20 protein-coding genes and 1 pseudogene are annotated in these 18,035 nt (G+C 66.9%); 10 read left to right on the forward strand and 11 right to left on the reverse strand.

Annotated features, from left to right (window positions below; genetic code table 11):
• Window positions 1-75 precede the first annotated feature (75 nt).
• Window positions 76-1,533, forward strand: coding sequence for an aminotransferase-like domain-containing protein (locus THIARS_RS02605; protein ID WP_094159342.1), 1,458 nt, complete (start codon window positions 76-78; stop codon window positions 1,531-1,533).
• On the opposite strand, the gene THIARS_RS02610 is transcribed toward THIARS_RS02605, so the two are convergent.
• Window positions 1,530-2,066 (reverse strand): DUF3429 family protein, encoded by a 537-nt coding sequence (locus tag THIARS_RS02610; protein WP_094160586.1) that lies wholly within the window; start codon window positions 2,064-2,066, stop codon window positions 1,530-1,532. The genes THIARS_RS02605 and THIARS_RS02610 overlap by 4 nt on opposite strands.
• Window positions 2,067-2,249: 183 nt before the next feature.
• Between THIARS_RS02610 and THIARS_RS02615 the strand changes: the two genes are divergently transcribed.
• The 3 genes and pseudogenes from THIARS_RS02615 to THIARS_RS02625 all read left to right on the forward strand — a co-directional run bounded on the left by THIARS_RS02615 (window position 2,250) and on the right by THIARS_RS02625 (window position 5,342).
• Entirely contained in the window at window positions 2,250-3,260 is a 1,011-nt protein-coding gene (locus THIARS_RS02615; protein WP_094159343.1) for a TRAP transporter substrate-binding protein, read from the forward strand.
• A 79-nt stretch (window positions 3,261-3,339) separates the two neighbouring features.
• Window positions 3,340-3,903 (forward strand): annotated as a pseudogene (locus THIARS_RS02620) (TRAP transporter small permease); the annotation flags it as partial.
• Between the two features lie 152 nt (window positions 3,904-4,055).
• Window positions 4,056-5,342 carry a TRAP transporter large permease gene (locus THIARS_RS02625; protein ID WP_094159345.1) on the forward strand — a complete coding sequence of 429 codons (1,287 nt, stop codon included), beginning with the start codon at window positions 4,056-4,058 and terminating at the stop codon, window positions 5,340-5,342.
• A 53-nt stretch (window positions 5,343-5,395) separates the two neighbouring features.
• Here THIARS_RS02625 and THIARS_RS02630 read toward each other — a convergent pair whose 3' ends face one another.
• The 3 genes from THIARS_RS02630 to trxC all read right to left on the reverse strand — a co-directional run bounded on the left by THIARS_RS02630 (window position 5,396) and on the right by trxC (window position 7,800).
• A complete protein-coding gene (locus THIARS_RS02630) occupies window positions 5,396-5,671 on the reverse strand; it encodes a hypothetical protein (RefSeq protein WP_094159346.1) in 276 nt (91 codons plus the stop codon).
• A 203-nt stretch (window positions 5,672-5,874) separates the two neighbouring features.
• Window positions 5,875-7,194, reverse strand: coding sequence for a cytochrome c1 protein (locus tag THIARS_RS02635; protein ID WP_245845456.1), 1,320 nt, complete (start codon window positions 7,192-7,194; stop codon window positions 5,875-5,877).
• Between the two features lie 189 nt (window positions 7,195-7,383).
• A complete protein-coding gene (trxC, locus tag THIARS_RS02640) occupies window positions 7,384-7,800 on the reverse strand; it encodes a thioredoxin TrxC (protein ID WP_094160588.1) in 417 nt (138 codons plus the stop codon).
• A 188-nt stretch (window positions 7,801-7,988) separates the two neighbouring features.
• Between trxC and THIARS_RS02645 the strand changes: the two genes are divergently transcribed.
• Window positions 7,989-8,600, forward strand: a complete 612-nt coding sequence (locus THIARS_RS02645; RefSeq protein WP_094159347.1) for a carboxymuconolactone decarboxylase family protein — start codon at window positions 7,989-7,991, stop codon at window positions 8,598-8,600.
• A gap of 79 nt (window positions 8,601-8,679) precedes the next feature.
• Window positions 8,680-9,213 (forward strand): DUF6790 family protein, encoded by a 534-nt coding sequence (locus THIARS_RS02650; RefSeq protein WP_141202317.1) that lies wholly within the window; start codon window positions 8,680-8,682, stop codon window positions 9,211-9,213.
• Between the two features lie 3 nt (window positions 9,214-9,216).
• Here the strand turns inward: THIARS_RS02650 and THIARS_RS02655 are convergent, their stop codons facing one another.
• Genes THIARS_RS02655 through THIARS_RS02680 form a run of 6 tightly spaced genes read right to left on the reverse strand, consistent with a single transcriptional unit; the run spans window position 9,217 to window position 14,629 of the window.
• Window positions 9,217-10,089 carry a helical backbone metal receptor gene (locus tag THIARS_RS02655; RefSeq protein WP_094159349.1) on the reverse strand — a complete coding sequence of 291 codons (873 nt, stop codon included), beginning with the start codon at window positions 10,087-10,089 and terminating at the stop codon, window positions 9,217-9,219.
• 29 nt (window positions 10,090-10,118) lie between these two features.
• On the reverse strand, window positions 10,119-10,955 hold the full coding sequence (locus THIARS_RS02660) for an SDR family oxidoreductase (RefSeq protein ID WP_094159350.1): 837 nt from the start codon (window positions 10,953-10,955) through the stop codon (window positions 10,119-10,121).
• A 58-nt stretch (window positions 10,956-11,013) separates the two neighbouring features.
• Window positions 11,014-11,610, reverse strand: a complete 597-nt coding sequence (gene lptC, locus THIARS_RS02665; protein ID WP_245845458.1) for an LPS export ABC transporter periplasmic protein LptC — start codon at window positions 11,608-11,610, stop codon at window positions 11,014-11,016.
• 7 nt (window positions 11,611-11,617) lie between these two features.
• Window positions 11,618-12,202, reverse strand: coding sequence for a KdsC family phosphatase (locus tag THIARS_RS02670; RefSeq protein WP_094159352.1), 585 nt, complete (start codon window positions 12,200-12,202; stop codon window positions 11,618-11,620).
• Window positions 12,202-13,200, reverse strand: coding sequence for a KpsF/GutQ family sugar-phosphate isomerase (locus THIARS_RS02675; protein WP_094159353.1), 999 nt, complete (start codon window positions 13,198-13,200; stop codon window positions 12,202-12,204). The genes THIARS_RS02670 and THIARS_RS02675 overlap by 1 nt, the downstream gene beginning before the upstream one ends.
• Window positions 13,201-13,252: 52 nt before the next feature.
• Window positions 13,253-14,629, reverse strand: coding sequence for an MFS transporter (locus THIARS_RS02680; protein ID WP_094159354.1), 1,377 nt, complete (start codon window positions 14,627-14,629; stop codon window positions 13,253-13,255).
• Window positions 14,630-14,718: 89 nt separating this feature from the next.
• Between THIARS_RS02680 and pyrE the strand changes: the two genes are divergently transcribed.
• The 4 genes from pyrE to THIARS_RS02700 all read left to right on the forward strand — a co-directional run bounded on the left by pyrE (window position 14,719) and on the right by THIARS_RS02700 (window position 17,269).
• The gene (pyrE, locus tag THIARS_RS02685) at window positions 14,719-15,414 is read left to right on the forward strand and encodes an orotate phosphoribosyltransferase (protein WP_094159355.1); all 696 of its coding nucleotides are present in this window, start codon (window positions 14,719-14,721) and stop codon (window positions 15,412-15,414) included.
• 277 nt (window positions 15,415-15,691) lie between these two features.
• A complete protein-coding gene (locus THIARS_RS02690; protein WP_094159356.1) occupies window positions 15,692-16,090 on the forward strand; it encodes a BON domain-containing protein in 399 nt (132 codons plus the stop codon).
• A 194-nt stretch (window positions 16,091-16,284) separates the two neighbouring features.
• A complete protein-coding gene (locus tag THIARS_RS02695; protein WP_094159357.1) occupies window positions 16,285-16,575 on the forward strand; it encodes a PepSY domain-containing protein in 291 nt (96 codons plus the stop codon).
• Between the two features lie 193 nt (window positions 16,576-16,768).
• Window positions 16,769-17,269: a cytochrome b/b6 domain-containing protein gene (locus tag THIARS_RS02700; RefSeq protein WP_245845460.1), complete on the forward strand. Its 501-nt coding sequence runs from the start codon at window positions 16,769-16,771 to the stop codon at window positions 17,267-17,269.
• A gap of 8 nt (window positions 17,270-17,277) precedes the next feature.
• Here THIARS_RS02700 and THIARS_RS02705 read toward each other — a convergent pair whose 3' ends face one another.
• A complete protein-coding gene (locus THIARS_RS02705; RefSeq protein WP_094159359.1) occupies window positions 17,278-17,916 on the reverse strand; it encodes an MBL fold metallo-hydrolase in 639 nt (212 codons plus the stop codon).
• Between the last annotated feature and the right edge of the window lie 119 nt (window positions 17,917-18,035).

Below are 18,035 nucleotides of genomic sequence, written 5' to 3' on the forward strand. Positions count from 1 at the left end.
AGCTTAGGCCGCAAGACAGTACAGAACCAATACACTTGAGCAAGCAGAAACTTCAACTGTATTGGTGGAACGACCATGACAGAAACCGAGACGGCGATCTTCCAACCCGGCGCCGCGGGCCGCGGCCAGACCCTGCAGACGCAGATCGCCGCGCGTTTCGCCCAGCAGATTCATGCCCAGCTCTTGGCGCAAGGCAGCCGCCTGCCCTCGGTGCGCGCCTGCGCCCGGCAGCAGGGCGTGAGTCCGCAGACCGTGGTGGCCGCCTACGACCTGCTGCAGGCGCAAGGGCTGGTCGAGGCCAGGCCCAAACGCGGATTCTTCGTGCGCACGCCCAGGCACCAGCCGCCTGTCGCCGCTGCGCAGGCCGGCCCGCCGCCCCTGCCCACCCATGCCACGGCGTTGATGCGCGGCATGTTCGCGCAGATGCATGCCGTCGGTTCGCCGGGATTGCGCGGCATGCCCGGGGCCGGCACCCTGCCTGCGGCCTGGCTGCAGACGCCGGCGCTGACCCAGGCCGTGCGCCGGCTGCTGCGCCGCGACGGGGTCGACGCCATCAGCCTGGAATACGGCCACCCGCAGGGCGACCCGCAGCTGCGCGACGCGCTGTGCCAGTTGCTCGCCGCGCTCGACGTGCGCGCGCAACCGGGCCAGATCATGACCTGCATGGGCGCCACGCAGGCGCTGGACCTGATCACCCGCGCGTTCGCCCGCCCCGGCGACGCGGTGCTGGTGGAACAGCCGGGATGGTCGGCTCAATTCGCGCAGCTCGCCCAGAGCGGGCTGCAACTCCTGCCCGTGCCGCGCGGCGCCGACGGGCCGGATCTGGAACGCGTGGCGCATTGGGCGCGCGTGCGCAAGCCGCGGCTCATGGTGGTGGTGAGCCGGCTGCACAACCCCACGGGCCACAGCATGAGCATGGCCAGCGCGCACCGCCTGCTGCAACTGGCGCGCGAGCATGGCTTCCTGATCGTGGAGGACGATGTGTACGGGCCCTTGTGCGAACAGCCGTCGCCGCTGTTGTCGGCCATGGACGCGCTGGAGCACACCTTGTTCATCAGCGGATTCTCCAAGCTGCTCGCGCCGGGCTGGCGGGTCGGCATGGTGGCCGCCTCGCGCGAGCGTATCGAGCTGCTGACCGATCAGAAGCTGCTTGCCAATCTCACCTCGCCCGTGCTTACCGAGCGCGCCGTGGCCTTCTTGCTGAACCAGGGCGCGTTGCGCCGGCAGGGCCAGCACTTGCGCGAGCGCCTGGCGCGGGCGCGCAAGCAGGCGGTGCGTCTGGCGCTGGAAAGCGGCTGCCGCTTCGAGTCGCCGCCGCAGGGCCTGTTCGGCTGGCTGGACACCGGGGTGGACGCCGATCTGCTGGCCCAGCGCCTGCTGGACCGCGGCTATCTGCTCGCCCCCGGCAGGCTGTTCGACCCGCAGGGCATGTCCACCACCCGCATGCGACTGAACTTTCCGCATGCGCTGGATGCGGCTTTTTGGAAGGCCTATGCGGCCGAGACAGCCGCGCTGCGCAAGTCGCGCGGTTAGCCGCCGAACTGCGCCGAGGCCCATCCGGCGGCCAGGCACAGCACCACCACTGCGGTGAGCCTGGTGCGCAGCACCAGCCAGGCGGCGGCCAGTCGGGTCCAGCGCTCGGCGTCGGGCCAGCCGGCCTGGTGGGCGGCGCGGGCGTAGGCCGGCCACAGCAGGCCGTCCATGGCGCGGGCGAGGATGACGATCAGCGCCAGCGCGAGCAGCCCCCAGGCGCGCGGCATGACCAGGGCGCCCAGCGCCAGCAGCGCGGGCGCCGCGCCCCACAACAGCGCCAGGCGCTGCAATTTCGCGTCGTGCAGCGGCCGCGCCAGAATCATGCCCCAATGCAGCGCACCCAGGAAGCTGACGACAAGCGCGGCATAGGCGCCGAGCATGCCCAGGGCGAAGGGGCGCACCAGGGCGTCGGCCGGGCTGGCCCAGGCCGCGGCGGCCAGCGCCGCGAACGGCAGCAGACCGGCCAGGGCGAGCCCGGTGGTCGGAGCAGGCAGTTCGGCGCCCGAAGGAAAAAGCGGGGAGGGAGTGGACATGGTTTGGCTGGGGCGGCAGGGAATGAGGCAGCGGCGATTGTTCCAGATACGGCGCGCGGAGTCGGGCGATGACATACCCCCGGTAGTGGGAAAGCCCGAGGTGGGGGCGCCGAGGGCCGAAGCTATAGTCACAAAACGAAACACAATGTTCGTTTGCGAAACAACACGTTCACAACCTCCATCATGCCCATCTCACGCCGCCAAATCATCGCCTCCGCACCGCTGCTGCTCGCCCCGGTCTTCGTGCGCGCCCAGCAGCCCATCGTCATCAAGTTCAGCCATGTGGTCGCGCCCAACACGCCCAAGGGCCAGGCCGCCGAATACTTCAAGAAACTCGCCGAGCAGCGCACCCAGGGGCGCGTGAAGGTTGAGGTCTACCCCAACAGCCAGTTGTACAAGGACAAGGAGGAACTCGAGGCCCTGCAGCTCGGCTCGGTGCAGATGCTGGCGCCCTCGCTGGCCAAATTCGGGCCCTTGGGCGCCAAGGAATTCGAGCTGTTCGATCTGCCTTACATCTTTGACAATTACGAGGCGCTGCACAAGATCACTCAAGGGCCGATCGGGCAGGGCCTGCTCAAGAAGTTGGAGAGCAAGGGCATTCTCGGCCTGGCCTATTGGGACAACGGCTTCAAGGACATGAGCGCGAACAAGCCGCTGCGCGACCCCACAGAGGCCAAGGGCCTGAAGATGCGCATCCAGTCGAGCAAGATCCTCGAAATGGAAATGCGCGCCATCGGCGCCATTCCGCAAGTGCTGGCGTTTTCCGAGGTCTATCAGGCGCTGCAGACCGGGGTGGTGGACGGCACGGAAAACCCGCCGTCGAATTTCTACACCCAGAAGTTCTACGAGGTGCAGAAGTTCATGACCCAGACTCAGCATGGCTATCTGGGCTATGCGGTCATCGTCAACCAAAAATTCTGGAGCGGTCTGCCGGCTGACATCCGCAAGGTGCTCGACCAGGCCATGAAGGAAGCCACCGATCATGCCAACGGCCTTGCGAAGAAAGAGAACGACGACGCCGTCGAAGCGGTACGCAAATCGGGCCGCTGCCAGGTGCTGGCGCTGAACGCCCAGGAGCGCGCTGCGTGGAAAAAAGCCATGGTGCCGGTGTATCGTGAAGCGCAGTCGCGCGTGCCCAAGGCGCTGATGGACGAGGTATTCAAGGCCACTGGCTTCGACCCCGAGAAACGCTGACCACAGCCTGAAGCGTCGCCATCCCACACTGCCGCGACCGTGGACACGGTGGCGCGGCAACGCGTTTTCAGGAGCTCCCATGACCCCTGTTTTGCGTATGGCCGGACGCGTGCTCGACCGGCTGGAAGAAGTTCTCATTGCCGCGCTGATGGCCGCGGCGACCTTGCTGATTTTCGTCGCGGTGGTGCACCGCTATCTGGCCGGCATCGCCATCCCCGGCCTGCAGGACTGGCTGCTGCACATCCATCTGAGCTGGGCGCAGGAATTGTGCATCTTCATGTTCGTCTGGATGGCCAAGTTCGGCGCGGCCTATGGCGTGCGCACCGGCATCCACGTGGGCGTGGACGTGCTGGTCAACCGTCTGAAGCCGGAGCAGCGCAAGGCCTTGATCCTGTTCGGCCTGCTGGCGGGTGCCGTGTTCACCGGGGTGATCGCCACGCTGGGCGCCATCATGGTGTGGAATATCGCCCACACCACGCAGGTGTCGGCCGATCTGGAGGTGCCGATGTGGCTCGTCTATCTGGCGATTCCGCTCGGCTCGGGTCTGATGTGCTTTCGCTTCCTGCAGGTGGCCTGGCGCTTCAACCGTGACGGCGAGTTGCCGCGCCACGACCCGGGCCAGGTCGAGGGGCTGGACGAGCCGCTGGACGTCGACTCCAGGGCTGACAACATTCATCCGCACGCGCGCGCACAGACTTTGAACGAGAGCGCGCCGAGCCCGCCGCCGAGCGGCCTCAAGGTTGGGGCGCACCGCCTTGAGGGGCTGGCACATGTGGCGCCGTGCGGGCTCGCGCCATGAGCGCCGCCATCATCTTCGGGCTGCTCATTGCCCTCATGCTCACCGGCATGCCCATTTCCATCGCGCTGGGCCTGACCGTACTTACTTTCCTGTTCACGCTGACCGATGTGCCGATACAGGCCGTGGCGATGAAACTGTTCACGGGGCTCGAAAGCTTCGAGATCATGGCCATCCCGTTCTTCATCCTGGCCGGCAATTTCCTCACCCATGGCGGCGTGGCACGGCGCATGATCGTCTTCGCCGCCAGCATGGTCGGTCATTGGCCGGGTGGACTCGGCCTGGCCGCGGTGCTGGCTTGCGCGCTGTTCGCCGCGGTGTCGGGGTCGAGCCCGGCCACGGTGGTGGCCATCGGTTCGATCCTGATCCCGGCCATGCTCAAGGCTGGCTACCCGCCACGTTTCGGCGCTGGCGTGGTCACTACCTCGGGTGCGCTCGGCATTCTCATTCCGCCGTCCATCGTCATGGTGTTGTATGCGGTGTCCACCAACGCGTCGGTCGGCGCGCTGTTCATGGCCGGCGTGGTGCCCGGCTTGATGCTGGCCACCATGCTGGGTGTGACGACATGGTGGCGGGCTTGGCGCGGCGGGTATCCACGCAGTCCGCGCGCGAGTTGGGCGCAGCGCTGGAAAGCACTGCGCGAAAGCCTCTGGGGCCTGCTGCTCATCGTGCTCGTGCTGGGCGGCATCTACTCCGGCCTGTTCACGCCCACCGAGGCCGCCGCCGTCAGCGCCGTGTATGCCTTCGTGATCGCGGTGTTCGTCTACAGGGACATGAGGCTGCGCGATGTGCCGCGCGTGCTGCTGGCGTCGGCCAATATGAGCGCGATGCTGCTCTACATCATCACCAACGCGGTGCTGTTCTCGTTCCTGATGACGTCCGAGCACATTCCGCAGACGATGGCGCAGTGGCTGCTGGATGCGGGGGTCGGCCCGCTGTTGTTCCTGCTGCTGGTCAACATCCTGCTGCTGGTGGCCGGCAATGTGATGGAGCCCTCGTCGATCACGCTGATCATGGCGCCCATTCTGTTCCCGGTGGCGATGAAGCTTGGCATTGACCCCATCCACTTCGGCATCCTGATGGTGGTGAACATGGAGGTCGGCATGTGCCACCCGCCGGTGGGACTGAACCTCTACGTGGCCAGCGGCATCGCCAAGATGGGCATCACGGAACTGACCCTTGCGGTCTGGCCCTGGCTGCTCACCATGTTGGCCTTTCTCGGTCTGGTGACCTACTGGCCCGCGCTATCGCTGGCGCTTCCCCGCGCGCTGGGCATGCTGCACTGAACACCGGGGCGGCAGGCATGCCGCCCCGGATGTCAGCCGTCAGCTGCCGGCGTTCAGGCGGCCTGCTTGCTGGTGCGCTGGCCGTCGATCCAACGTTCCCCCATGTTCGAGCCGAAGTAGTTCACGAGGTGAAGATGCTCTTGCATGGGGGCGTCGAGTTCAACCAGGTAGACGGCGATGCCGTATTCGCCTTCCTGCCTGGCGTGCTCGACGCGGGCCAGGGTTTCGACGCGGTCTCTGTGGCCGATGGCCACGACATAGCTATGGCGCTCGGGCTCGCCGTGGTGGAAGGCCTGGGCGAAATACAGATCGTTGGGCGTTGAGGACATGATGGTTTCCTTGCTTGCGGAGGGATTCCAGAGGTAGAAGCAAGCGTGTTTCTGTCGCTGGTGTGGGTCTTGTGTCTTGTCGTGACGTTGAGATTGTGCAATGCACCAATCGCTTTGTCACGGAGCTGTGTCATTTCCGCAACCCATTCCATTCGGGCATTCAAGCCCGAATGGAATCGGATGATTTTCATGTGTCGATCACGTTATATAGCGAACCACATGTACAGATAAAGGCTGTTATTGGCGCTGGCATTGAGACTGGTGCCATTGAGCTTGTTATAAGTCGTGTATTGAAGGCCCAGGCGGAGATTCTTTTCCGGGTTCGCCCAGTTTTGCCCGAACGGGTTCCAGTCGAGCTCCCAGACCACGCCATTGCTTTGAACATTGGATCCGAGATATGCCGTGCCATTGACGTTGAAATATTGAATGGTCGCGCCATAGGTGTTGCGAATCCAGTAAGCCACGTTCAAATTCAAGGTTTTCGCAGTATCGCTTGGATAAACCCCGAGTGACTGGTCATAATTCGCCTTCTCCTGCATGTAAAGGCCATTGACCGTGACGCTGTGAACATCGCCATTGATGAACTGGTAGGTCCCGTCGATGCCGAGATCGTTCACACGATCCGTCCCCGAGCTGCCCGTCGCGGAGGGCGGCTTCATGCTCATTCCAATGAGTCCGCCTTCATAGGTACTTTGGCCGACGGTGGTCGAGTAATTGGCTCGCAGGTATGGTGCGTATCCCGTGATCCCCCCGTAGCCGCCATGCAGCAAATTGCCCCAATAGGGTGATAGGGAGTGATAGGCGCCACCTTCGATATACCAATGGTTGTCGATCAGCGTGTAGGCGGTCGTTCCAAGAACGGTACTGCCTAAACCAGCCATCATGGGTGTAAATGGAACACCGCCACTGATCGGACTGGTCATAAACCCATATTGCCATGCGGGCACCGTGTTCCAGACGTCGGAAACGGTCGGGTTGTTGTTCACGGACACGCCAAAAATTCCCGAGGTGCCGCCCAAGGTGTAGTTGTGGGCATAGCGAATATCCGTGTTATCCCACGCCAGGTTGGCCGGTTCCGCGGTTTGCGCGTAGGTGGCTTGCCCCATCATCCCGATGTGGTCGGTCAAGCGTCCAGCGAGAAATATGGAGGCTTGTTGCAGCGCGACGAAATTATCGTTGCCATGCATGCCGTTGTAGAAGGGCGTCTGATCCTCGGTCGTGTGCGTGAAAGACGACACCAACATCGCAGACAACGGGATGTGACTCTTCCCATCGCTGAGGGTGTAGCCGTCGAGCTTGAAGGCGCGGCCGAAGGGCGTCAGTTGCGGCCCGAAGCCGCCGACGTGACAGGCAATACAAGCTTGACCGGTTTGCCGGGCGAAAGCCGGTACGGCTTGGGCCGGGGTGCTCAGCAGGCCGAGGCCCAACAGTGACAGCAAAGTCAAAAAGACGCTGCGCCACCCGCGATGGATCGCCCTGAGCGTGGCGAACAAGCGTGTGAGCGCGGATACGGACGGTTCCATGATGGGTCCTTTCTTGATGGTGTGTACGGGTTTTCCCCGAAACCATTCTCGGACCAGGGTCAAGTAAAAAACTTGACCCGCATCAAACATCGATGACGCCCTATATCAAGCGCGCCCCGTCACGTTGCGACGCAGCAACGCATTGGACGAAAGTTTTCCGCTCCCCGCTGCAGGCGGTGAACCTCGGCGTCAAACTCCGGCCCAGCGCACCAATTCCTGGGCCGGCATCACGCCCGACTGACGCTTGGCTTCTTGGCCGCCGCGGAACATCAGCAGGGTTGGAATGCTGCGGATCCGGTGGCGCACCGAAGCCTGCGGGTTGTCGTCCGAATTCACCTTGGCTAGCACGGCGCGGCCCTTGAGGAGCGCTGCGGCCTGTTCGAACTGCGGCGCCATCATGCGGCAGGGGCCGCACCAGGGCGCCCAGAAATCGACGATCACCGGCAACTCGGACTTGGCGACGAAGCGCTCGAAATGGGCGTCGCTCAACTCCACGGGATGGCCGGTGAACAACGCCTGGTGGCAGCTGCCGCATTGCGGGTCGTGCTGGAGGCGTTCGGGCGGGACGCGGTTGAGGCTGGCGCAATGGGGGCAGACGATGAGCATGATGACTCCAGGGGCAATGTCGGAAGACCTGTGCCGGCTGCGGCTGTCGCGCACCGGCTCAGCAGCAGTTGGGGCTTGCGCGGCGAAGTTCAAGCCGAGGTCGGCGCAGGCGGCTTGCCGTGCGCCGCGCTTGGACTTGGACCGTGCTGCCATTACAGTGTGCGCAAACAGGAAGGAGCACGATCGTCATGCCACGCATCGCCTACACCCCGGCCGATCTGGAGCAGCCCGCGGATCTGGTGGACGCCATTCGCAGCAGGCGCGGCGGCAAGCTGCTGAATCTGGACCGCATGCTGCTCCACAGCCCGGCCTTCGCGCGCGGCTGGAACGGCTTCCTCGGCGCGGTGCGCAGCGAACTGGACCTGGACCCGCTGCTGCGCGAGTTGGCCATCTGTGCCGTGGCGCTGCTCAACCACGCCCAATACGAATTCGCGCACCATGCGCCCGAGTTTCTCGCCGCCGGCGGCACGGCCATGCAACTGGCGGCACTGGCCGATGTGCCGGCCGCGGTGGACGACGCCGTGCTGTTCTCGCCCGCGCAGCGCGTGACCCTGGCGATCGCCTACGAGATGACCCGCCGCGTGAAGGTCAACGAGGCGTATTTCGCCGCGGCGCGCGCCGCGCTGCCCCCGCAGCAGGTGGTCGAGCTGGTGGGCGTCATCGCCACCTACAACATGGTGTCGCGCTTTCTGGTGGCGTTGGGGGTGGACATCGAAACGACGCTCGCCAAGGATCCGGAGGATGGGGGCGGCATCACCCCCGAAGCGCTGGCCGCGCTGCGGCCGGCGGGAAGCGCCTGAGCGGGCCGAGGCGACCGCACTCGGCATTGGGCGTGCGCCCGGCGGATTCACAAACAACCTCGAACAGGAGTCATCGCTCATGGCGTCATTCATCCAAATGGCGTTGGACCATTTCCCCATCACCCTGCTGCTACTGGGTTTCCTGGCCGCATTCGTATCCCTGCTGTCGACGCGGCGACAGCGCAACGCCGAGCGCGTGGCGTCCACCCTCTTGCGCTGGTTCCTGGTGTTCTCCGTCGGGTTGAGCTTTCTGACCAGCTTCGTCATGCACAGTTTTTTCGGCGCCACGGTGGCGCACGCCATCGGCTGGGCGCCCAGCCCGTTCCAGTTCGAGGTGGGCACAGCCAGCCTGGGCTACGCGCTGGTGGCTTTTCTCGCCGCTTTCGGCAGCCTGAGCCTGCGGCTGGCCGCCCTCGTCGGCCCGGCCGCCTTTCTCTGGGGCGGCGCGGCCGGACGTCTGATCCAGGCCCAGCATGTGCCAGCGCAGATCCCTGGCTACCTGGATTCCATGCTCGCCGCCAATCTGTTCATTCCGCTCGTCGGCTTCGTCCTGCTGGCCTGGCAGGCCAAGGCGCAAAGCCGTCGCAGCGTGTTTGCGCGGTCGCGCCTGTAGGCGCTAGCCGAGTGTCCGGGCCAGCGCCGCGAGGCGCGGCAGACTGCGCACGGCGCGGCTGCCGTACCAGGCGCACCATTCGCCATCGATGAGTCTGACCTCGGCGTGCGAGCCGCGCGCATCCAGCAGGCGGCGGACTTCGCCGGCGTGGCTCGGGCCGAAGCGGTAGGGCTCGGTGGACAGCAGCACCAGGTCGACGTCGCGTATCCAGGGCGCATCCCAGCTGAACGCGGGGTAGCGCAAGGCGCCAGGCGCTTGCAGCCCATCGCCGCCGGTGGTCTGCGGCAGCGTCTGCCAGCCCACGCTGGCCAGGGTGCGTGAAATATAGGTGTCGCGCGCCACGGTCATCCAGGGTTCGCGCCAGATCAGGTAAAGCACGCGCCTCGGCGTCCAGGACTGGGTTTGACAGGTCTGCAAGACGGCGCGCAGGGCATCGCCTTGCGCGCGGGCCCGCGCGCGCACGCCGGGCGCGGCTCCGAACACGCCTCCGAGCAAGTCGAACAGCGCCAGGTTGTCGTGCGGATCCTGCGGGTGCGTCACCAACACCTGCGGCACGAATTCGCGCAAGGCCTGCACGGTGTCGCGCGTGTTCTCGTCCACGTTGACCAAGACATGGGTGGGCGCCAGTCGCCGCAGGCGGGCGAGGTTGACGTCCTTGGTGCCGCCGACCTTGGGCACGTCGCGCACGGCGTCTGCAGGGTGCACGCAGAACCCGGTGCGCGCCACGATCTGCGGGCCCAGTCCGAGGTCGAATAAGGTTTCGGTCAGGCTGGGCACCAGGCTGGCGATGCGCGCGTCCTGTCCCGCCGGGGCGAAGGACTGGCCCAGGGCGTCCGTGAAGGCGGGATCCTGGCCGGGGTTTTGCGGTGCGGTCACGATGTGCTCGGGGCGTCGTGCCGCCACCGTCAGGTGCGTGACTTGCGCGGCTTGCGGCCCTGGCCGGCGAGGATGGGGTCGTACCAGGCGCGCGGCAGGACGTGCAGCAGCTTGCTGGCCGCGGCCATCGGCCATGGGATGGTGGCATAGGCGCGGCCGGCGTCGATGGCGCGCAGCGCGCGCCGGGCGAAATCATCGGGCTCGATGATGAAGGGCATGGGGAAGGGGTTGCCTGCGGTCATCGGCGTGGCGATGTAGCCGGGGCTGAGGGTCAGCACCTTCACGCCAGAGCCGCGCAGTTCCACGCGCAGGCTTTCCAGCGAGCTGATGAGGGCGGCCTTGCTCGCGCTGTAGGCGGCATGCCCCGGCAGGCCACGCACTCCGGCGACGCTGGCGATGCCCACCAGCGCACCGCTGCCGCGAGCGCGCATCGGCGCGATGAAGGGCGACAGCGTGGCCAGCGCGCCGAGCCAGTTGATGTCCATCACTTCGCGCGCATGGGCCAGGTCTTCCTGGTGGGACAAGTCCACGCCCTGGCTGATGCCGGCGTTGGCAACGACCACTTGCGGACAACCCCAAGCGTGCAGCAGGGCGCCGGCGTGCTCGCACCACGCGGCGGTTTGCTGCAGGTCGGCGGCAAGCACGCGTATGCGGTCGGGCTCAACCTCCCGCCGCCCCTGGGCGCGCGCGCAGGCCAATGCGGTGTCCTGGAGGGCGTCAGGCCGGCGTCCGACCAGCACCAGGCGCCAGCCGCGCCCGGCATAGGCGCGGGCGAGCGCCGCGCCGATGCCGCTCGAGGCGCCGGTGACGAGCGCGATCGGCGCATGCCCGCTGCGGGATTGTGGGTGGCGTGTTGGAGCTTGCATGCGGGTGGCCTGCTGAAGGTTGGTGCGTGCCGCCGGGTCGGTCTGCGGGCGTGCCGCTTCAAGGGCCCGGCCGCGTCACGCTGCCGCTGACCTTGCCTTGCATCGCGAACGTGCCGTCGAGCCCGTTCATGTCCAGGCTTGCGCCGGAAAACACGGACGTGCCGCGCTGCACCGTGCTGGGCTGGTTGGAGCTGATGCGCTGCGCGTTGGGAAAAATGTTGAGGAAGTTGCTGCGTATCGTGAGCTCGGGCACCCCCGGGGCGATGCGGTGCACGACGGCATCGCCCAGCAATTGCACATTGCTGCCGTCGGCGTTGCTGATGCCGGTCTGCGCCCGCGCGGTGGTCACCACGCCCTGGGGATTGCGGGATTGCAGGTCGGGCCGGGTGATGCGCACGGTGTCGTTGCCGGGAATGTGCTGCATGGCCTGGCCGCTGAGCTGGGCCGTGGGCTGTCCCTGGGCGTCGAAGCTGCGCGTGTGGAAGTCATGCAGGAAATAATCGGGCTTTTGCGGCGGCTCGGCCGTGCTGCCCCCGCCGTGCATGGCGCGCATGGCTTCCTGCGCCACCCACCAGCTGAAGGCCGCCAGCAGCACCATCAGCAGCGGCGGCAGGAAGGCGGAGGCGCGGCGCCAGAGCCGCATCCAGCGTGACATGGCGGCCTCAGTCCCCGGCGATGGCCTGTTCCAGGAGGCCGCGGTATGCGCCTTGCGCCACCAGCAGAAGATCGCACAGCTCGCGCACGGCGCCGAAGCCGGCTGCCGCCTGCGTACGGTAATGCACCCGCGCCAACACTTCGGCGTGGGCCACTGGCGGACACGCGGCGAGATGCGCGCGCACCAGCAGCGGCAGGTCGGGCCAGTCATCGCCGATCACGGCGGCCCGCTCCCAGGGCATGCCCAGATCGCGAAGCATGGTCTCGGCGCCCGGCAGCTTGCTGGAGCGGCCGAGCACGGAGTGTTCCAGCAGGCCGAGTTCGCGCAGACGCGCGCGCAAGGCGGGGCTGTCGCGTCCGGACACGACCACCGGCTGCACGCCACAGGCGGCGAGCAACTTCAGGCCGTGGCCGTCGAGCGTGGAAAAGCGCTTGAGCTGTTCGCCGTCTTCGCCCACCAGCAGGTCGCCCGGGGTGAGCACGCCGTCGACGTCGAGCAGCAGCACGCGAACGTCCTGCGCGCGCAGCAGGATTTCAGGGGCGAAGTTCAGGTGCGGCCGGGTGTCGAAGGGCGTCATGGAAAGCGGGTTCATCAAACCACCTTGGCGGCGAACAGGTCGTGCATGTTGAGCGCGCCGATCGGCTGCTTGTTCGCATCCACCACCAGCATCTGATTGATGCGGTACTGCTCCATCATCTGCACCGCCTCCACCGCCAGCGCGTCGGGGCGAATCGTGCGCGGGTCGGGATGCATGGCCTGACCGGCGGTAAGGGCGCGCAGGTCGACACCGCGTTCGAGCAGGCGGCGCAGGTCGCCATCGGTGATCACGCCTCGCAGCGCGCCGGCGTCGTCCACCACGGCCGTCATGCCCAGGCCCTTGCGGGTCATTTCCAGCAGGGCGGCCGGGAACGGCGCGCTGCCGGCCACGCGCGGCACGGCGTCGCCCACGCGCATGACGTCGGCCACGTGGGTGAGCAGCTTGCGCCCCAGCACGCCGCCGGGATGGGTGCGAGCGAAGTCGTCGGGGCCGAAACCGCGCGCGTCGAGCAGGGCCACGGCGAGGGCGTCGCCCAGCGCGAGCTGGGCCGTGGTGCTGGCGGTGGGCGCGAGATTGAGCGGGCAGGCTTCCTGTTCCACCGCGCAGTCGAGGTGGAGGTCGGCGTGTCGGGCCAGGGTGGAGTCGGCGCGGCCGGTGATGGCGATGAGCTTGGCGCCCAGGCGTTTGACCAGCGGCACGATGCGGGTGAGTTCCTCCACCTCGCCCGAGTTGGACAGGGCGACGAACACGTCGGCGTCGGTCACCATGCCCAGGTCGCCGTGGCTGGCCTCGGCCGGATGCACGAAATAGGCCGGCGTGCCGGTGGAGGCCAGCGTGGCGGCGAGCTTGCGCGCGATATGCCCGCTCTTGCCCATGCCCGACACCACGACCCGCCCGCGGCAGGCCAGAATGCACTGCACGGCCTGGGTGAACGCCACGGCCAGCGGCGGCTGACCGATGCGCTCGGCCAGCGCCAGCACGGCGGCGGCCTCAATCTGCAGGGTGTTGCGGCCCAGCTGCAGGGCTTGTTCGGGGTTGAAAGCGGTGCTCATCGGGCGGCAGTATAGGCAGGCGGGGCAGGCCGCGCCCGGCCGGGGAGGCGTCTCAGGCCGCGGGCGGGGCGTGGGCCCGCTCCTGGGTCTCGACAACCTGGCGCAGCCATACCAGCATCAGGACCCCCGGCGCCGAGGCCAGCACGGTGAACAAATAGAAATGGGGCCAGCCCCAGGCCTCCACCAGATAGCCGGTGGCTGGCCCCACGTAGACCCGGCCCACCGCGGACAGCGCCGACAGCAGAGCGAATTGCGTGGCCGAGAAGCGCGCGTCGCACAGGGCGGAGAGAAACGCGACGAAGGCCGCCGTGCCCATGCCGCCGGTGAAGTTCTCCACGCCGACCGCCGCACCCATCAGCAGCAGGTTGGACGGCAGCACCGACAGCCCCCAATAGGCCAGGTTGGACAGCCCCTGGCCGATGCCGAACCACACCAGCGCGCGCCACAGCCCGAGGCGCGCGAGCAAGGCACCCCCCAGCAGCGCGCCGACGATGGTCGTGGCCAGGCCCATGGTCTTGTACACCAGCCCCACCTCGGCCGGGCTGTAGCCGGCGCCGCGGATCAGGAAGGTGGTGGACAGCGCGCCGGCGAATGCGTCGCCCAGCTTGTACAGCACGATGGCCACCAGCAGCGCCACCGCGCCGCGGCGCGAGAAGAACTCGCGGGCCGGCTCGACCACCGCTGCGCGCAAGCTGCGCGGCGCGGCGACGTGGCCGGGCGTGGGCGGGGCGAACAGCGTGGCCAGCGTCAACGTGGCCATCAGCGCGGCCATCAGCGCATACATGCCGCGCCAGCCGAGGTATTCGGCCGCGAGCCACAAGGCCAGCCCGCCCGACACCAGCATCGCGAGACGGTAACCCAGCACGGCCACCGCCGCGCCCGCGCCGCGCTCCTCGGGCGGCAGCAGGTCGGTCCGGTAGGCGTCGATGACGATGTCCTGCGAGGCCGAGAAAAACGCCACGGCCACCGCCAGCAGCCCCACCGGCAACAGGCGCGCGTCGGCGCTGGAGAGCCCCAGCGTCGCGCCGAAGTGGTCCAAGCCGGGCCAGGCCGCGAGGCCGTCCGACGCGGGAATGCCCACCAGCGCCATTGCGCCCAGGCTGGCGGCGAGCATGGCCTGCATCAGCAGCAGCCAGCCGCGCCGCCGCCCCAGCCAGCGCCACAGGCCGGGTGGGCGGATGCGGTCCATGCCCGGCGCCCAGATGAACTTGAACACATAGGCCTGTCCGATCAGCGTGGCGAAGCCGATGGCCTTCAGGCTGACGCCTTCCACCGTCAGCCAGGCCTGCAGGGTGCCGGCGGTGAGCGCCAGCGGCAGTCCCGACGAGAAGCCCAGCAGCAGCAGCGCCGCCATGCGCCGGTTGCCGAACACCTGGCGCAACAACTGCAAGTTCGGCGTGGTGTCGGAGCGGGCGGGGGCGGCGGGCATCGGCGGACGAAGGCGGCTGGTCGGTTTCCAGGGAAGCCTTAGCATAGCCCCCGGCCGCGCCGCCGCGCGGGTCCAGCCCCTTGCACGCCATGACCGATTCTTCCCCAAACGCGCAGGATTTCGTGCGCTTCGCCGTCGACAGCGGCGTGATCCGCTTCGGCGCCTTCGTCACCAAGGCCGGGCGCGACACGCCTTATTTTTTCAACGCCGGGCTGTTCAACGACGGTGCCAAGCTCGGTCGTCTGGCCGGCTTTTATGCCGACGCCCTGCTGGCCAGCGGCATTGCATTCGACATGCTGTTCGGCCCCGCGTACAAGGGCATCGGCCTGGCCGCGGCGCTGGCCGTGGAGCTGGCCCGGCGCGGGCGCAACGTCGGCTTCGCCTACAACCGCAAGGAAGCCAAGGATCATGGCGAGGGCGGCAGCCTGGTCGGCGCGCCGATGGCCGGGCGGGTGGTGATCGTCGACGACGTCATTTCCGCCGGCACCGCCATCGGCGAGTCGGTGCGCCTGATCCGGCAGGCCGGGGCCGAACCGGTGGCCGTGCTCATCGCGCTCGACCGCCAGGAAAAAGCCGCCATCGCCGGGCAGACCCTGGAGCAGTCCGCCGTGCAGCATGTGCAGGCCCTGCATGGCGTACCGGTGGTGTCCATCGCCAATCTCGACGCCCTGCTCGCCATGCTGGCACGGGCGCAAGATCCCCAGCTCGCGCAGTGGCTGCCTCAAGTGCGCGCCTACCGTGCGCGTTACGGCGTCGGTTCTTCTGCCGCGGATGTGAGGCCTTAGCCGCCAGCGCATTACATGTCGCCATGCGGCGACATGTAGACCTCCATGCATTCAACGCTCTGCGGCCTTGTTCCCGCCGCTTGTCGGGCATGGGCGACGTTTCCGGGCGCAAACCGCGGCATGCAGCCTCCGGCGCGGTCCAAGCAACGCCGGCGGGCGTTGCTTGGACACGCAACCCCTTGATCGGCCTTGGGTTCCGGGCCTCTGGCACGCGCATTGCAAAACGAGGCGGGGCAGCGATGCAGTTGCTGCCCATTCCGACCATCAAGGAGCATGCATGAACACCAACTCCCGCCTCGGCAGAATTCTTCCCGCCACTGGGGCCACCTTGTTTTTATTGGCCATGGGCAGCATGCGCGCCCAAGCCGCCGGACTGCAGGGCGAGACGGAAGCGTCACCAGCCACCGTCACCCAGCCTGAAGCCCCGCCGGAGCGGGCCGCCGCGCACCGCGCCGCCAAGCTCGTGGACGATTCGGTCATCACCGCCAAGGTCAAGACCGTGCTGTTCAGGGACGAGGCGCTCAAGAGCCTCAAGATCCATGTCGAGACCCGCAAAGGCGTCGTGCGCCTGAGCGGGGATGTCGACAATGCGTCCGAGGCGGCCCGCGCCGTGCGTGATGCGCAGGCCGTGAAAGGCGTGAAGCTGGTGATGAGCGATTTGCGCGTGCGGGGTTGACCGGCCGCGCGCCCCGCATTCGCGAGGTAGCCGCGGGCCAGGCATCTCGTCCTGGCTTGGCGGGCTGCCGTGCCGGCGGTTCGCCGAAATGGCGTGAACAGGCCTTAGAGCCCTACAAATTATGGGGGCATCGTTTGGTTACGAATAAGAATGTTTATCATTTGATAACCATACGTTACCAAGGATGACACGCCATGAAGCGCCTCACCGTCTTTTCCGGCCGCCGCGCACTGCTTGCTGCGGCTCTGGGTTTGTGTTCCGCGACGGCCTGGGCCGGTCCGCAGTGCACCCGGGAGCCTGAGTCGAAGTGGATGGACGCGGCCAAGTTCCAGGCCCAACTCAAGCAGCAGGGTTATGTCGTCGCAAAGTTCAAGACCACGGCAGGCCATTGCTACGAAATCTATGGCAAAGACAAAACCGGGGCCAAGGTCGAGATCTACTTCGATCCGGTGCATGGGAAGATCGTGAAAGAGGAGCGCCACTGAGCGCCCTAGGGTCGGCACACGGTTCACCCCGCCCGTGGGGGTCAAGAAAACCTGGGGAGCGACCCGGCGTCTTCTTGAGGGGGCCATCCGATCTCCTCCCGAGATGAAGCGGAAGCAGCAAACCCGAGCCGGGCGAAGCCGCGTTCGAAGCGCGGTTTCCGATGTGCGGCGCCCGGCGTCAAGCGCGGCCCTCGTGCCTTGGCCGATTCGGGTTTATCACTGGGCGCTGGCTGGCAGTTGGACGGCAGCCTGGTTGGTCGAACCGGTCTGGCGTCAGCCGCATCAATGGCTGGGGTATGGTTTGGCGGCGCTGCTGGCGTGGCGTCTGGCCTATGGCGTCATCGGTCCGCGCGAATGGCGTTTCGCGAGCTTCGTCGTGTCCCCGCGCCGGGCGTTGCGTTACGCACGGCAACTGGTGCGAGGCGATGCTCCGCTGAGCCCTGGCTACAACCCACTCGCGGCCTGGGCCATCGTGGCCATGATGAGCCTGCTCGGCGGCGTGGCGCTCAGTGGTCATCTACTGACCCTGGAACGCTTCTGGGGCGATGAAACCCTGGAAAGCCTGCATGCCGGGCTCGTGAATTCGATGTGGCTCCTGGTGGGCCTGCACCTGTCAGGCGTCGCCCTGGCGAGCTTGCGCAGCCGGCAGTGGTTGCCGCTTGCGATGATCACCGGGCGCAGGCGGCCGCATTGAGCGGCGGCTCAGGTGCCGCCGACGAAAGGATTGCTGCGGCGCTCCTCGCCAAAAGTGGACTCGGGGCCGTGGCCCGGGATGAACACGGTGTCGTCCCCCATCGGCCAGAGCTTGTGCGTGATGCTGTCGATCAGTTGCTGGTGGTTGCCGCCCGGAAAGTCGGTGCGGCCGATGGAGCCGGCGAACAGCACGTCCCCCACCCAGCAGCGCCGCGCCTCCGCTTGGTGGAACACCACGTGGCCCGGCGTGTGGCCGGGGCAGTGGCGCACGTCGAAGTGCAGTGTGCCGAGTCGGAGCTGGTCGCCATCGTGCAGCCAGCGGTCCGGCGTGAAGGTTTCGGCGCGAGGAAAACCGAACATCTTGGATTGTTCCGGGAGCGCGTCGATCCAGAACTGGTCGCCGGGGTGCGGGCCGATGATGGGCACGCTCATGCGGCGAGCGACCTCGGCCGCCGCCCCGGCATGATCGATGTGGGCATGCGTGAGCCAGACAGCTTCCAGTCTGACGCCTTCCTGGGCCACGATGCCCAGCACGCGTTCGAGGTCGCCGCCCGGGTCGGTGAGCACCGCTTCGCGCATGGCATCGTCCCAGAGAAGACAACAGTTTTGTGCGAAGGGCGTGACGGGAATGATGCGGTAGCGCAGCATGGATGGGAGAGGAGGTTTGGCATAACAAAGTGTCGAAACCGAGAACAAAGTGTCAAACGACTCCGGTGGCTCCGCCTGCAGGCGGAGAACAAAGTGTTGAAGCGCCTTGTTCGACCAGG

This window comes from Thiomonas delicata (assembly GCF_900088825.1).
Classification (GTDB): Bacteria; Pseudomonadota; Gammaproteobacteria; order Burkholderiales; family Burkholderiaceae_C; genus Thiomonas_A; species Thiomonas_A delicata.